15 protein-coding genes are annotated in these 14,489 nt (G+C 56.7%); 3 read left to right on the forward strand and 12 right to left on the reverse strand.

Annotated elements, in window-relative coordinates; all coding sequences use genetic code 11:
• Positions 1-42 precede the first annotated feature (42 nt).
• The 7 genes from CRO19_RS21250 to CRO19_RS21280 are packed head-to-tail and all read right to left on the reverse strand — an operon-like array spanning position 43 to position 6,138.
• Positions 43-843, reverse strand: a complete 801-nt coding sequence (locus CRO19_RS21250; RefSeq protein WP_097097823.1) for an ABC transporter permease — start codon at positions 841-843, stop codon at positions 43-45.
• A complete protein-coding gene (locus tag CRO19_RS21255; RefSeq protein WP_097097824.1) occupies positions 840-1,673 on the reverse strand; it encodes an ABC transporter ATP-binding protein in 834 nt (277 codons plus the stop codon). The genes CRO19_RS21250 and CRO19_RS21255 overlap by 4 nt, the downstream gene beginning before the upstream one ends.
• Positions 1,670-2,641 (reverse strand): ABC transporter substrate-binding protein, encoded by a 972-nt coding sequence (locus CRO19_RS21260; RefSeq protein WP_097097825.1) that lies wholly within the window; start codon positions 2,639-2,641, stop codon positions 1,670-1,672. The genes CRO19_RS21255 and CRO19_RS21260 overlap by 4 nt, the downstream gene beginning before the upstream one ends.
• A gap of 9 nt (positions 2,642-2,650) precedes the next feature.
• Entirely contained in the window at positions 2,651-3,529 is an 879-nt protein-coding gene (locus tag CRO19_RS21265) for a creatininase family protein (protein WP_097097826.1), read from the reverse strand.
• A 14-nt stretch (positions 3,530-3,543) separates the two neighbouring features.
• Positions 3,544-3,999: a RidA family protein gene (locus tag CRO19_RS21270; RefSeq protein ID WP_097097827.1), complete on the reverse strand. Its 456-nt coding sequence runs from the start codon at positions 3,997-3,999 to the stop codon at positions 3,544-3,546.
• Entirely contained in the window at positions 3,989-5,188 is a 1,200-nt protein-coding gene (locus tag CRO19_RS21275) for an amidohydrolase family protein (RefSeq protein ID WP_097097828.1), read from the reverse strand. Before CRO19_RS21275 ends, CRO19_RS21270 begins: the two co-directional genes overlap by 11 nt.
• Complete coding sequence (locus CRO19_RS21280) at positions 5,185-6,138, reverse strand: PDR/VanB family oxidoreductase (RefSeq protein ID WP_097097829.1); 954 nt, start codon at positions 6,136-6,138, stop codon at positions 5,185-5,187. Before CRO19_RS21280 ends, CRO19_RS21275 begins: the two co-directional genes overlap by 4 nt.
• 145 nt (positions 6,139-6,283) lie before the next feature.
• Here CRO19_RS21280 and CRO19_RS21285 point away from each other — a divergent pair, with 145 nt between their 5' ends.
• The gene (locus CRO19_RS21285) at positions 6,284-7,204 is read left to right on the forward strand and encodes a LysR family transcriptional regulator (RefSeq protein WP_097097830.1); all 921 of its coding nucleotides are present in this window, start codon (positions 6,284-6,286) and stop codon (positions 7,202-7,204) included.
• 109 nt (positions 7,205-7,313) lie between these two features.
• On the opposite strand, the gene CRO19_RS21290 is transcribed toward CRO19_RS21285, so the two are convergent.
• Both CRO19_RS21290 and CRO19_RS26295 read right to left on the reverse strand, forming a co-directional pair.
• Entirely contained in the window at positions 7,314-8,504 is a 1,191-nt protein-coding gene (locus CRO19_RS21290; RefSeq protein ID WP_370659822.1) for a glycoside hydrolase family 10-like protein, read from the reverse strand.
• Complete coding sequence (locus tag CRO19_RS26295; protein ID WP_320204520.1) at positions 8,479-8,799, reverse strand: hypothetical protein; 321 nt, start codon at positions 8,797-8,799, stop codon at positions 8,479-8,481. The genes CRO19_RS21290 and CRO19_RS26295 overlap by 26 nt, the downstream gene beginning before the upstream one ends.
• Before the next feature lie 26 nt (positions 8,800-8,825).
• Between CRO19_RS26295 and CRO19_RS21295 the strand changes: the two genes are divergently transcribed.
• Entirely contained in the window at positions 8,826-9,152 is a 327-nt protein-coding gene (locus CRO19_RS21295) for a hypothetical protein (RefSeq protein WP_097097832.1), read from the forward strand.
• A gap of 32 nt (positions 9,153-9,184) precedes the next feature.
• Here CRO19_RS21295 and gabP read toward each other — a convergent pair whose 3' ends face one another.
• Entirely contained in the window at positions 9,185-10,579 is a 1,395-nt protein-coding gene (gene gabP / locus CRO19_RS21300) for a GABA permease (RefSeq protein ID WP_097097833.1), read from the reverse strand.
• Positions 10,580-10,681: 102 nt separating this feature from the next.
• Positions 10,682-11,944, reverse strand: coding sequence for a 4-aminobutyrate--2-oxoglutarate transaminase (gene gabT, locus CRO19_RS21305; RefSeq protein WP_097097834.1), 1,263 nt, complete (start codon positions 11,942-11,944; stop codon positions 10,682-10,684).
• A gap of 110 nt (positions 11,945-12,054) precedes the next feature.
• Between gabT and pdxR the strand changes: the two genes are divergently transcribed.
• Positions 12,055-13,539 carry a MocR-like pyridoxine biosynthesis transcription factor PdxR gene (gene pdxR, locus CRO19_RS21310; protein ID WP_176519231.1) on the forward strand — a complete coding sequence of 495 codons (1,485 nt, stop codon included), beginning with the start codon at positions 12,055-12,057 and terminating at the stop codon, positions 13,537-13,539.
• Positions 13,540-13,627: 88 nt separating this feature from the next.
• Here pdxR and CRO19_RS21315 read toward each other — a convergent pair whose 3' ends face one another.
• Positions 13,628-14,485 carry an aldo/keto reductase family oxidoreductase gene (locus tag CRO19_RS21315; RefSeq protein ID WP_097097835.1) on the reverse strand — a complete coding sequence of 286 codons (858 nt, stop codon included), beginning with the start codon at positions 14,483-14,485 and terminating at the stop codon, positions 13,628-13,630.
• Between the last annotated feature and the right edge of the window lie 4 nt (positions 14,486-14,489).

The following is a 14,489-nucleotide window of genomic DNA, read 5'->3' on the forward strand; positions in this document are numbered from 1 at the left end:
CGACCTGGTAAGAAGGTCGCCATAAATGGCGACCCTACGATGTTAACTGGGGCTCATTTCACTCTCATGCCAAGCCGCCAGCACGCGGCGCGTCAGCCACGACATCAGGGCGAACAGCAGGAAGCCGGCCAGTGAAATCAGCAACAGCGCGGCAAACATCAGCGGGATATTCAGCTGATAACCGGCCTGGAGAATCTGGTATGCCAGGCCGGTATCGGTGCCGCCGGTGCCGGCAACGAACTCGGCTACCACCGCACCAATCAGCGACAAGCCGCTGGAGATGCGCAGCGCCCCGAAGAAGTACGGCAGCGCCGAAGGAATGCGTAACCGCAGTAGAATCTGCATCCGCGAGGCGTGATTGAGACGGAAATAGCTCAGCAATCCTGGCGATACGCTACGTAAACCTTGGGTGGTGTTGGAAATGATCGGGAACACCGCCATCAGCGTGGCGCACACCACCAGCGACAGCGTGGTGTCCTTCACCCAAATGATGATCAGCGGGGCGATGGCGACAATTGGCGTCACCTGTAAAAACACGATGTAAGGGAACAGCGCGGTTTCAATAAAGCGGTTCTGCACCAGCAAAAACGCCACAATCGAGCCGATCACAATCGCCAGGGCAAAAGAGATCACGGTGATTTTCAGGGTGTAAAGTAGCGACATAAACAGCGTGGAAAAGTTTTGCACCAGGCTTTGCGCCACCACCAGCGGTGACGGCACCAGAAATGCCGGCACCTTAAAGGTGGTGACCAGAAACTGCCACAGCAGCAGCATGGCGATGGCGACGATGGCCGGGAACAGCCACTGCTGAAATTGACGATGGGCCGCTAACGGTTTCATCATTGACTCTCCTGGCTGGCTGCCAACAGACCGCGCTGCAGCAGTTGGGCATAGTGAGTGAAGGTCTGGCTGACGCGGAATTCATCATCACGCGGCGAGGTGGCGTCAATGCGGATATCATCCACCACGCGCCCGGGACGCGCCGCCATCATGATCACCCGCTGCGACAGGAAAACGGCTTCCTGAATCGAGTGCGTGACAAATACCACCGTCAGCTTCTGCTCCTGCCACAAATCGAGCAGATCGCTATCCAGCTTGTTGCGCGTGATCTCGTCCAGCGCGCCAAATGGCTCATCCATCAACAACACTTTAGGCCGCGTTACCAGCCCCCGCGCAATGGATACGCGCATCTGCATACCGCCCGAAAGCTCGCGCGGCAGCACGTGACCAAACTGGCCGAGACCGACCAGTTCGAGAATCTCGCGTACGCGGGTATCTGCTTCAGCACGCGGTACGCCGGCCAAATCGAGCGGCAGACGCACATTTTTGTGCACGTTGCTCCACGGCATCAGCGTGGCTTCCTGAAACACGAACGACAGTGGTAGATCGCGCTGGTTCTCACGTCGATCGCGGCGAAACAGCATCAGCTTGCCATCCGTCGGTTCAATCAACCCGGCGATCATCTTCAATAGGGTGCTTTTGCCGCAGCCAGACGGACCCAGCAGCGAAACAAATTCGCCCTGACGAATGGTGAGATCAACCGGCAGCAGCGCGCGCGTGCCGTTGGGATAGATTTTCTCTGCCGACAGCACCTCAATCGCCGGTGCCGCCGCCGAACGCGGCACCGCCTGCGCATCCTGGTTGAGCAGCGTTAGATGACTGGCGCTATTCATGGCAGTACCTTAACGTCTTGGATGAATTTCAGCGTGTAGCTGCCGTCAAACGGCACTTTGGCGGGATCGATCAGCTTGGTATCGACCAGCAGTTGCCAGGTTTGTTTGAGACGCGCTTCGGTCATGATGCCGATGCCGCCGGTTTGCGCATCGCCGCCGGTCAGCATCTGGTATTTCTTCATCTGCGCGATGCCGAACGCAATCTGATCATCGCTCATCTGTGGGTTCTCTTTTTTGATCAGCACGTTACCGGCACTGGGATCGTGCAGATAGTTTTTCCAGCCCTGCATTGATGCTTTGACAAATGCCGCGACCGCGGCCGGACGTTTCTCAATGGTTGATTTCATGCACACGATGCTGTTGCCGTACGGCGGATAACCCCAATCGCTGATGGGATACACATTGGCCTGCGCGTTAGCTTTCTGCACCGCATAAGGTTCCGAGGTGATATAGCCTTGCTGCACCAGCGTTTTATCGGCAAGGAATGGCTGAATGCTGAAGGTGTAAGGCCGTACGCGAGCATTTTTCAGCTTCAGCGCGCTCTGCGCCCAGGGCCAGTACGAGGTGTAGGCTTCGGCGGCCAGCAGGAAGGTTTTACCCTGCAAATCGGCTTGGTTTTTCACATCCGGATGGGTAAGAAAGGCAATCGCCGAGTGTTGGAAGGTGGTCGCCACCGGCATCGCTTCCACGCCTTGCTGCCAGATTTCCAGCGCCTGCATGTTATCGCTAATGATGCAGTCCGCCTGGCCTGCGGCCATCAACTGCATGGTGTGCACCTGCGGGCCGCCCATTTTGATGGTGACGTCGAGACCCGCATCACGATACAGATTCTGCGCCTGCGCCTGATAGAAGCCGCCGTGTTCGGCCTGCGCGTACCAGTTGGTCATAAAGGTGAATTTTTCAGCCGCCATGCCGGGGGCCGAGAGGGCCAGCGCAAGTGCGGCAACAATGCTCAATGTTTTTTTCATCAATAGTCCCTAGCGCGGTTGTAAAAAGGCGGCTGCGTCGTTGTGATCTAATACTTTGCCTTGCCACTGGCCGGTGCCCCACGCCGGTTCGGCGCGTGTCACCCACGTCATCTGATGGATTTCCGTAATAACCTGTGCCCAGCTTTCCGCCAGCGACTCGAGGATCGCCGCACCCTGCTCAGGCGTGGAGGGCAAGGGATCGCCAATTACGCCGCTCGGGCCGAAATCATAGGAAGCCCAAGCCGCCATTGGTTTGTTGGTTGAAAGCGTCGGACAGGGGAATGCCGGCGGATAGTTGGCGACCGCTTTATCCATCTGCACGGTATCCGGTGCCAGCGCCAGCATCAGCGAGGTTTCGGCGTGACCGGCGTGCATCGCCATTTGCCGCTCTTGGTCGTCCATAAAGCTTTCAGCGCAGTTCGGCACTTTGAAGGTGTCTTGCATGATGATGATCATGTCGCCGTGGCGCAGGCGCAGCTCGCGTGCCGCCATCTGTAGCGGCTGCGGCTGGCCACCGTGACCATTAACCATCAGAAATTTGCGGAAACCGGCGCGATAAAGCGATTCGCCAATCTCCAGAATGGTGTGCAGCAGGGTTTCGCCGGTCAGCGTCAGCGTACCGGGAAAATGCAGATGCTCATCTGATTTGCCGTAGGTAATCGGCGGGATGGCGTAAGCCGGAATGTCAGCGGGTAAACGCGCCAATGCATGACCGACCACCCCCGATGAGATTACGCTATCCACCGCGCACGGCAGATGCGGACCATGCTGCTCAATCGCGCCGGTCGGCAACACGATAACGGTATTGGCTTTATCGTCCAGCGTGGCGATGTCAGTCCAGCTCAGATACGGCAAAAAGCGGTTTGCCGGAATATAACCATGCAACATTTGAACTCCTCGTGTTATTGCGGCAACCACGCCGTGGCTTCAACTTCGATTAAAACGTCCGCACTCGGCAGCATTTCACTCACCTGCACCACGGTAGAAACCGGCGGCGCATCGGGGAAAAATTGCTTCCGTACCCGGCTGTAGTGGGGGAAGTGATCGAGATTGCGGAAATATTGCACCAGCTTGAAGACATCGCTCATCTGACCGCCCGCGCTTTCGATGGTGGCGCGAATGCTTTCCAGCACGTACCAGCTCTGCGCCAGAATCGGCCCCTCTTTGATGTCGGTAGAGAATTCACCCGTACGACCCAGCAGGCGCTGCGCTGCTTGCGGAATGTCGTCGTAACCGCGCACGATAGTGGCAGTTTGCGGATTCACCGGAATAATGCCGGAGAGGAAAATAAAGTCGCCCGCGCGTCGCCACGCAGCATATTTCGCCAGCGGTTTTCCCGCTCCTTCATCAAGCGCCATTTGTTGTTTCTCCATAACGCACACCGTTTTTTAGCCGATAGCGCTGGCGTTGACGTAACGGCCAGCTCGCCACATCGGCATCAGGAAATATCACCAAGTCGTTGCCCTGTAGCGCGTGGCGCTGGCAAATCAGCGCCGAAGCTTCATCAAACGCCGCGCCCAGTTGCAGGCTGAGCAAGCCGCTAAACAGCGTATCGAGCGGGTCATAACTACCGAACGGGCAGAACGCATCTTGTACGTTGTCGGCACCGAGCAGCAGCGGAATGCCTAACGCCTGTGCCTCTTTCACCAACGTCAAACCGCGCTGACGTGGCGTGCGGCCTGGCACCGCGTCCTGTAACAGCAGGTTGGTGAGCGGCAGCGCAATCAGCCTGACCTTGTGTTGTGCCAGCACCGCAAGAATCTGCGCTGCGTCATCCTGCTGTGACAGCGCACAGCTGTGGCTACAGGTGATCTGCCCGCTAAACGGATGCTGCTGCAAATAGTGCGCCAGCCAGCGTAATCCCTGCGCTTGCGGGTTAAGTTCTTCATCAATATGCAGATCGACATCCAGCTGCCACCGCTCTGCAGCATCCAGCAGATGCTGAAACGCCTGCGCATCCCAGTTGCTGCTGTGAATAAAGCCGCCCAACAGCGCGCCTGGACCGCTGGTCGCCACCTGTGCGGCAATGTGCTGCGCATCGCTGGCATCGGTGAAGAAGGGCAACGGAGCCAATGCTACGCGTTCGATGCTGCACAGCGGATGGTGCAGATCGCCCATCACTTGCCACGCTAATGGTGCATCAACCGAGAACCAGTCAATGTGCGTGCGCAGCAAACCTACGCCGGCTTCTGCCGCCCAGTGCAGCGCCTGCGTGGCGCGCTGCTGCAAATCTTCGGCGTTCCAATGCACGCGATCCTGATGCATCGCCGCAATCGCCGCCAGCAGCCCTGGTTGTTGCGCCGGGCTCCGTTCGATGGTGAAGGTTTTATCCAGATGCGCATGCGGCTCGACAAAGGCCGGTAACACCAGCGCACCGTGGAGCGCCAGATAACCCGCAGGTTGTGATGCGTTGGTCGGTTCAAATTGCAGGCCTGAGGCGTTGAAATGCAAGGTCGCCAGTTGCGGTTGGTTGTTTATCAACGGCCAGTTTTCTGGCAATAACCAGCGCGGCAAACGTGCGCCTGTTGCACCTAAAAAGCGGCTCATAAATCCAGCACCAGCAGAGGAGAATGGGCGCGTGAACAGCACAGCACGATGCAATCATTGGCAGCACGTTCGTGCTGGCTCAGCACATCATCGCGGTGATCGGGGTCGCCCGCTAATACGCCGGTGATGCAGGCGCCGCACATGCCTTGTTCGCAGGAGAGTTCGATCGCAATGCCCGCGTCCTCGAGCACCTCGGCGATGCTTTGATCGGCGCTAACGGCGAAGCGCGCACCGGAAGAGGCAATTTCGATTTCAAAAGCGCTATCAGCAACAAGCCGCGGTGCGTCGCTGGGCCTGAAGCGCTCGCTGTGCAGCTGGTCGAGTTTCCAGCCCTGTTGCTGCGCCAGCTGCTGTAGATGATCCATAAAACCTGCGGGACCGCAGTAGATCAATGCGCTGTTATGCGGCTGTTTGAGATCGTCCGGGATGCGCTGACGCAGGCTGTCGCTTTCGCTGCTGTAGTGAATGACCGCGTGCGGCCCCAACGTTGCCAGACGTTCACAAAAGGCCAGTTCATCGGCGCGTTTCAGATAGAGATGCAACGTGAAATCCGCCTGGCGTGCGGCTAATGCTTCGGCCATAACCAGCAGCGGCGTTAAACCGATACCGGCCGCAAACAGCAGCGTGCGCGGCGCCTGCGGCAGCGGGAAATGGTTGCGCGGAGAAGAGATCTGCAAGCCATCGCCCGCTGCCAGCTGCTGATGCAGCCAACGCGAACCGCCGGTTGAGCGCGCATCCAAACGCACGCAGATTTGGTAATGATTGGCGGCCGTGGAGCAGAGCGAATACTGGCGTTTACCGCAGCCGGGAATCTCCACATCAATATGTGCGCCGGGCGTGAAAGGCGGCAGCGGCTGGTCATCTTCACTCGCCAATGTGAGTAATACATTGCCTGCACCGTTGGACTGCTTTGCGATGACGGTGACAGCCAGGGAATCTGTCTGCTTCATAGTTTGTCTGCCTGAACAGGGATGTCATCAGCCGCAAAGCCGCGCAAACCCTTGTTTTTATCATGGCAGCGATTATTATTTTGCCATGTGTAAGCGTCCATCTGTTTAATTCGCATGATGCGTTGCAAAAAAGAGAGCACCCTCTATGTTCGCCTTCTCCCGATTTCTGCTCTATTTCACGGAAGTAGCCCGCCAGGGTTCACTGCGCAAGGCTTCTGAGGTATTGCACGTCTCCGCTTCGTCAATTGATCGACAGATACTCCGCGTGGAAGAACAGCTGGATATGCCGCTATTTGAACGTCATCCATCAGGATTACGTATGACCGCAGCGGGCGAAATTTTGCTGAATGCCGCGAAAAACTGGCAGCGTGAGTTTGGCCGCGTCTGCACTCAGCTGGACGATCTGCGCGGACTACGCCATGGGCATGTGCATATCGCCACGATTGACGCCATCAACCGCGGCTTCTTTTCCTCGATCTTGCAACGGATCCGAGGAGAATATCCCGGCATCTCGTTTACGTTGACCACCATGAGCAATATCCATATCGCCAATGCGTTAACCTCTGGCGATGCGGATTTCGGCATCATGCTCAATCCACAAAGCTCGCGCGAACTGCTGGTGAAATCCTTTGCGGATTTACGCCTGGGGATTGTGGTGAGTAGCCAGCATCCGCTGGCGAACCGGGAGTCGATCCGCTTTAGCCACTGCGAATCCTGGCCGTTTATCGTACCCGCAGCCCCGCTGATGCTGGCCGATCCGCTGGAGGCGCTGATAAACAGTTCAGGGATTAAAATTCAGGAAGTGGCGCGCACCAACAACATTCATATGCTGCGTTCGCTGGTACGCGATGACGTGGGAATTAGCCTGATGTGCTGGCTGGATATCGTGGATGAATATCGACGCGGTGAACTGAAGTTTATTCCGCTGATTGATAGCGTGCTGAAGCCATTTACGCTGTCGCTGTGCGTGGCGCCACAGCGGCAACTTTCGATTGCCGCTTCGATGATGCTGCGCGAACTGGAGTCATTTTTTGCGTTGATGCAGAGTGAGGAGTTGCTGGCTTAACCCGCCTATCGCGCGGTTTGTGGCCAGGTGCGCATCAATGCGTCATTGAATCCTATGCGGTTTGCATCCAGGTGCGCATCAATGCGCACCCTACATGGTGGGGAGCCATTTATGGCGACCGGCCCCAGCGGGTGCGCAAATAATTCACCGCATCCTGGGTTTGCGGTTGATTAAGGTAATTCTCGCGGAACAAAATCGTACCATTAATTTGCGGCACCGACTCATTGAGATCGAGCTGTTTTTTCAGCTCAGGCACACCGCCATTTACCGTCCAGTCGGGCTCGCTTTTCGAGGCCTCGCCGATTTTATACAGCGCCACGCCAATATATAGCCGCGTGTGCGTCGGTTTCACCACGTCCGCCCACCAGTGTGCCAATACGTCATAGCGGGCAGCCTGGCGCGCAAACGGCCAGTAAAGCTGCGGTGCAATGTAATCAAGCAGGCCCATTTGTACCCAGCGGCGCGTGTCGGCATAGGCTTCGTCATACGCTGCAGCACCGCGCGTGTCGGAACCGGCGGCATCATGTGACACATTGCGCCACACGCCCGCCGGGCTGACGCCAAATTCAACATTCGGCTTGAGCTGCTTAATGGTGCGCGATACCTGCTCAATCAGCAGTAACGTATTATTGCGGCGCCAGTCGGCCTTTGAGGCAAACCCCTGACCATATTGACGGAAGGTAGCGTTATCGTTGAGGGTGGAACCCGGCGTTTCAGTATAGAAATAGTCATCGAACTGCACGCCATCGATAGCGTAGTGCGATACCACTTCCGCAACGATGCTGGTGATCCAGTCGCGGGCTTCAGGGATGCCGGGATCGAGCACAAAGCGGTCGCTGGCGGTGCGGATCCAATCGCGATGCAGCACAAATACGCTGGCGGGCTGCAGCGCTAAGGTATTATTCAGCGCGTTAACAGTAGAGGGTTTGACGTTGGTCGAGACGCGATAGGGATTGAACCACGCGTGCACCTTCATGCCTCGTTTATGCGCCTCATCCAGCATGAATTTCAGCGGATCGTAGCCGGGATCCTCGCCAATTTTGCCGGTCAGCATATCTGACCACGGTAGAATGCGCGATCGCCACAGCGCGGTACCATCCGGTTTCACCTGAAAGAAAACAGTATTGATGCCGAGGCTTTTCAGCTTATCCAGTTTGCTGGTTAGCGCTTGCTGCTGCTGGCTGATACGGATGGCTGGACTGGCATTAACTGAATTCATCGGCGGCCAGTCGAGGCGTGAAACCGTCGTCAGCCACACGCCGCGCACCGGCTCATTATGCTGCAATGGTTGGCTCGGCATCGGGGGTTTGGGCACCGACGGCAAAGGGGTGACCAGCGATTTCGGTGGCGGCGATGAGCAGCTGACGAGGAGCAGGGCAACGGTAATGGCCGCCAGCGCGGTGGATTTCCTGACGCGAAGAAAACGATGTGAACAGGCTATGATAAACTCCCTTTCTTACAACTTTCTGTTCGAAGAGCCTCATTCTCTTATCATGCGAACTAAAGTCAATATTAGTGTCATTCATTGCGCGATGAATCGCGCCGCTACAGGAATGTGCACTCATCTTGTAGCGGCGCAATTTATTGCGCGTCATTTATTCCATTGAGGAACCCAAAACCTATGCAATACGAAGACCTTTATCGCCGTATCGGCCAGATCATCTTTAGCTGTGGCCCAGAAGGTGCGCGGGAATTGATCGTCCAGGCCGAATTATTTGCGGACGATGATGGCGGGCAATTCCAGTTCGATTACCTTGATGAAAACGGTGAGCCGGATTGGTTTGAACCGGATGCGCGCGCGATTGGCGATCTCTCCGAGGCGCTGAAGGAATTTCAGCAGTACTTCGTCGATAACAAGATGACCAATGGTTTGCCGGTATGGAGAAAGTGCGTGGTAAACCTTAACGTGCCGGAAGAGGCGATCAGTATCGACGTGCAGTACGATTAAGTTCCGCGGCATCCTTGCCCGGAATCAACCCGTTACGAACGTAACGCCACCATTTTTTCGCTTTTACGCGCCACACGTTTGCGTTGCACAATGCGGCTGGCGGCGACCACTGCCAGCGTTAACAGGCCAGTGGCGATTATCTCTGGGCGATGCTGTTGATTAAACAGCATGGCAATCAACACGCCGACGATGAACACCATGGTCGCCCACGTCAAACCTGGGAACAGCCACATGCGATAGCTGAGCGTTTCGCCGCGCGCTTCGCGCTTTTTGCGCAGTACCAGATGTGAAGCGGCGATCACCAGATACACCAGTAGCGCAATGGCACCCGAGCTGGCCAGCAAAAATTCAAACACCGCGCTTGGTGCCAGATAATTGGCGATGACGGCGAGGAAGGCGGCTGCCGTAGAGAACAGCACGGCAACCCATGGCGTACCGCTGCGGGTGGTGCGTGACACCATGGCCGGTGCATCCTGACGGCGTGACAGCGAGTAGATCATGCGCGATGCGGTATACAGCGCCGAGTTAAGACAGCTACACACCGCGATTAAGACCACCACATCCACGATCTGTTTGGCGTACGGCACGTTCATCATCTGCATTGCCGTCTGGTAAGAGCCGGCTTTCATGAGTGACGGCGTATTCCACGGCACCAGCGCGACAACAATAAAAATCGACAGTAAATAGAACAACGCGATACGCCAGATCACTGAATTGGTGGCTTGGGTGATCTGCTTCTTCGGTTCGCGTGATTCCGCAGCGGCAATAGTGACGATTTCTGTTCCCATAAACGAGAACATGGTAGTGAGAATGGCTGCCAGTACCGCGCTAATACCGTTGGGCATAAAGCCTTGCGTATCGTACAGATGTGAGATGCCTTGCGTGCTGCTACCCGGCATCAAACCAAATACCGCCAGGCTTCCTGCGCACAAGAACGCGACAATCGCCACCACTTTCAGCAGAGCAAACCAGAATTCGAATTCGCCATAGTTTTTCACGCTAAACAGGTTGCTGATGGTCAGGAACGAGGTGATCGCCAGCGTGTATTCCCATACTGCAACCTGTGGAAACCACGAATGCAGAATGGTGCCCGCCGCGTTGGCCTCCAGCGGAATCACCAGCACCCAAAACCACCAGTAAAGCCAGCCGATAGTGAACCCGGCCCAGCGACCGAGTGACTTGTCGGCATAGGTTGAGAAGGAGCCCGAATCAGGGGACGCCACGGCCATTTCCGCCAGCATACGCATAATCAGCACCACCAGCGCGCCCGCCGCTATATAGGCCAGAAGCACCGCAGGACCGGCTTCGGCAATGGCATGACCTGAACCGACAAACAGTCCGGCACCGATGACGCCACCAATTGACAACATGCGGACGTGACGCGGTTTCAGGCCTTGAGCCAGTACATCGGCATTCTGTGAACTCATCTATATTTCTCCAAAGCGTCTCTCAGGCAGCACGCAGCACTGCCGGGTTACAACAGGTGAGAAGCCCAGCCCGCAGTGCGAGCTGGGAAGAGCGGCGAAAGCCTAAGAATCGTAATGTTGACTCAGCACGCTGCCGAGGATGTCCAGCGCCTGGCTGAACTGCGCATCAGGGATGGTGAGCGGATAGAGGAAACGAATGACATTACCCTGTGGACCACATGTCAGCAGCAGCAGGCCTTGTGCCATCGCCTGTTGCTGAAGGGTCTGTGCCGTTTGTGCCGAGGCAAATTCCACTGCCACCATAGAGCCCAGGCCACGGATATCAATGATGGAAGAACAGCTGCTGCGCGCGCCGTGCAAGAAATTAATCAACTGAGCGCCGAGTTGTTCTGAACGTTCGCACAGTTTCTCGTCGGCAATCACGTCAAGTACCGCGTGGGCTGCAGCAATCGCCAGCGGATTACCGGCGTAGGTGCCGCCTAAGCCACCCGGTCCCGGCGCATCCATAATCTCGGCACGGCCGCTGACTGCCGAAAGCGGCATCCCGCCCGCGAGGCTTTTCGCCATGGTGATGAGATCCGGTTTTACGGCGTAGTGATCCATGGCAAACAGCTTGCCAGTGCGAGCAAAGCCGCTTTGCACTTCATCCGCAATCAGCAGGATGCCGTGTTCATCCGCCAATGTGCGCAAGCGGTTGAAGAATGCCGGCGGCGCGACGTGGAATCCGCCTTCACCCTGAATGGGCTCCAGCACGATGGCGGCAACATCCTGCGGCGCGATGTCCTGAGTAAAAATGTCCTGCAGGCTAGCTAACGCATCCTCTACGCTGATGCCGGTTACGCTGTTGGGATAGCGTGCGTGCCATACCGAAGCCGGCATTGGGCCAAAGTCGCGTTTGTATGGCGCCACTTTGCCGGTCATTGCCATGGTCATAAAGGTGCGACCATGGAAGGCGTTACCAAAGGTGATGATGCCGTGACGACGCGTGGCCGCTCGCGCCACTTTCACCGCGTTTTCGACCGCTTCTGCGCCAGTCGAGAAAAAGGCGGTTTTCGCTTTGCCAGCAATTGGCACCACGCGGTTTAGGCGTTCGGCCAACGCGACATAACTCTCATAGGGCGTGACCTGAAACGCGGTATGGGTAAATTTCTCTAACTGATCGGCAATCGCCTGCACGATGCGTGGATGGCGATGACCGGTATTCAATACCGCAATGCCGCCGGCGAAATCGATCCAGCTATTGCCCTCACCGTCGCGCAGCGTGGCGTTTTCTGCGTGCTCGACATACCACTGACAAAGATTGCCGGTACCGCGTGGCAGGGCATCATCTTTGCGTTGCTGCAACCGGCTGTTTTTACCTTCCATAACATTTCCTTAGCGATATGCGTCTTTACAAATCATCAACAAACACGCTTATTTATCCCTGCGCTGAGGTATCATGCCAGAGCCACTTTTACAGAAAAGGAGGGAGCCAATTGCGGAGTTTGTACGCAGATCATGTATTGGAGCGCATGCAGTTTATGCAGGAGGGGACGCTGCAGCAGCGTTTGCTGAGCTGTATGCAACTGGCTATCGCCGAGGGCATTTTCCCGCGGGCTACGCGTTTGCCCGCCACGCGTGATTTAGCGCGCGAGCTGTCGGTGTCGCGTAATACCGTGCTTAACGTCTATGAAAATCTGATGGCGCAAGGTTATGTCACGGCGCGCACGGGCAGCGGCACCTGGATTGCGGAAAACTTGCCGGAAGGATCGCTGCATACGCCGCGCAACGCTGCCGTAATCGACTCAATGACGGCAAAACCGGCGGCGCTCTCAAAACGCGGGGCTTCGCTGCTGGGTCACGCCAATGCCTCACCTTATCAGTGGGGCGCGTTCGTGCCCGGAGCGCCGGATGTTACGCAGTTCCCGCATAAATTATTCAGCCAGATCCAGGCGCGGTTAAACCGCGAGCCGGATGTCGAACGGCTCATTTACAGCAGCCAGGGCGGCTGCATGCATCTGCGTGAAGCATTGGCGGAATACCTCAGCGTTGCGCGATCGGTGCATGCCAATGCCGATCAAATCATCATTACCGAAGGTATTCATCAGGCGGTGGATTTGGTCTCACGCGTACTGTGCGATCCTGGCGATCAGGTTTGGATCGAAGAGCCAGGTTACTGGGGCACGCGCAATTTGCTGCGCATCAATGGGCTGAAAATACATGCCGTTGCCGTGGATGAGCAGGGACTAATCCCCGATTTACCGGCGCGTAGCCGTGCCCCAAAAATGATTTTTGTGACACCGTCACATCAATACCCGCTTGGCGTGCACCTGAGCCTTGAGCGCCGTAAGCAGCTGCTGGACCTGGCGCGCAAGCATAAGACCTGGCTGGTGGAGGATGATTACGACAGTGAGTTCCGTTTTTCGGGCCAGCCATTTCCGTCGCTGCAGGGGTTCGAGCCAGATGCACCCGTAATTTATATGGGCACCTTTAGCAAAACGCTCTATCCCGCGCTGCGGCTCGGCTATCTGGTGGTGCCGAAAGCGTTAGCGCAGCCGCTGCGGGTAGCGGCGGCAGAGCTCTATCGTGGCGGTCATCTGCTGGTACAGCGCGCGCTGGCAGAATTTATTCAGAAAGGCCATTACATGGCGCACATCCGCCGTATGCGTAAGCTTTACAGCCAGCGCCGACGCTTTATGGTCAGCCTGATTGAACGCTATCTCGGCGCGGCCTTTTTACCGCTGGTGAATCACGAAGCAGGCTTACATCTGGTGATGAACTTACCGATGGGATGCGACGATGTCGCCGTCGCCGCGCTGGCACTGCGGCGCGGCGTAAAGGTACGTCCGCTGTCGCAATATTACATGCATCCGCAGGAGCGACGCGGCCTACTGCTGGGTTTTGCCTGTGTCGATGAGCGGCAGTGCCAGGATGCATTTGGTACGTTGAAAGGGTGCCTGGCGGAGATGGGAATTATTTGATGGAGTGGTCGTCATGAATGACGACCCTACAGCGCATATTACCTTCGTAGGGGCGTCATTCATGACGACCCGGTGTGCAAAGCGATGGTTAGGCGATGCTGTCCAAACGACTGACGATTTCAGGCGTAAGTTTCACGTCAACACTCGCCAGGTTCTGCTTCAGGTGCGCTGGCGATGAGGTACCTGGAATCAGCAGAATGTTCGGTGAACGCTGCAGCAGCCAGGCCAGCGCCACCTGTAACGGCGTGGCGTTCAGCTCGTTCGCTACGTCGGTTAGCCGATCGGACTGCAGCGGAGAAAAACCACCCAGTGGGAAGAAAGGCACGTACGGAATGCCCTGCGCCGCCAGCTGATCGAGCAGCGCCTCGTCCTGACGATTGGCCAGATTGTAGAGGTTCTGCACGCAGGCAATCGGCGTCATTGCTTGTGCATCGGCCACCTGTTTGGCAGTGACATTGCTTAAGCCGATATGACGAATCAGGCCGCGCTCTTTCAGTTTGATCATCGCCTCAACCTGCGGCTCCAGTGAACCTTCTTTTGGTCCATGCACGTCCAACATCGAACGCAGATTCACCACTTCAATCACATCGAGTCCAAGATGACGCAGGTTATCTTCAACCGCCTGTGTCAGCGCCTCCGGGGTGAACGCCGGCAGCCAACCGCCTTTCTCATCACGACGCGCGCCCACTTTGGTGACGATAACCAGATCGTCCGCGTAGGGATGCAACGCTTTTTTAATCAGCTGGTTGGTAATATGCGGGCCATAAAAATCACTGGTATCAATATGGTTAACACCCGCGCTGATAGCCTCACGCAGTACCTGCAAAGCCCGCGCTTCGTCTTTGGGCGGGCCAAAGACGCCCGGTCCTGCCAACTGCATGGCGCCGTAACCAAGGCGCGCTACCTGGCGATCGCCAAGGGTATAAGTTAATGCTGGATGAGACATGGGA

It is taken from the genome of Candidatus Pantoea floridensis, assembly GCF_900215435.1.
Classification (GTDB): Bacteria; Pseudomonadota; Gammaproteobacteria; order Enterobacterales; family Enterobacteriaceae; genus Pantoea; species Pantoea floridensis.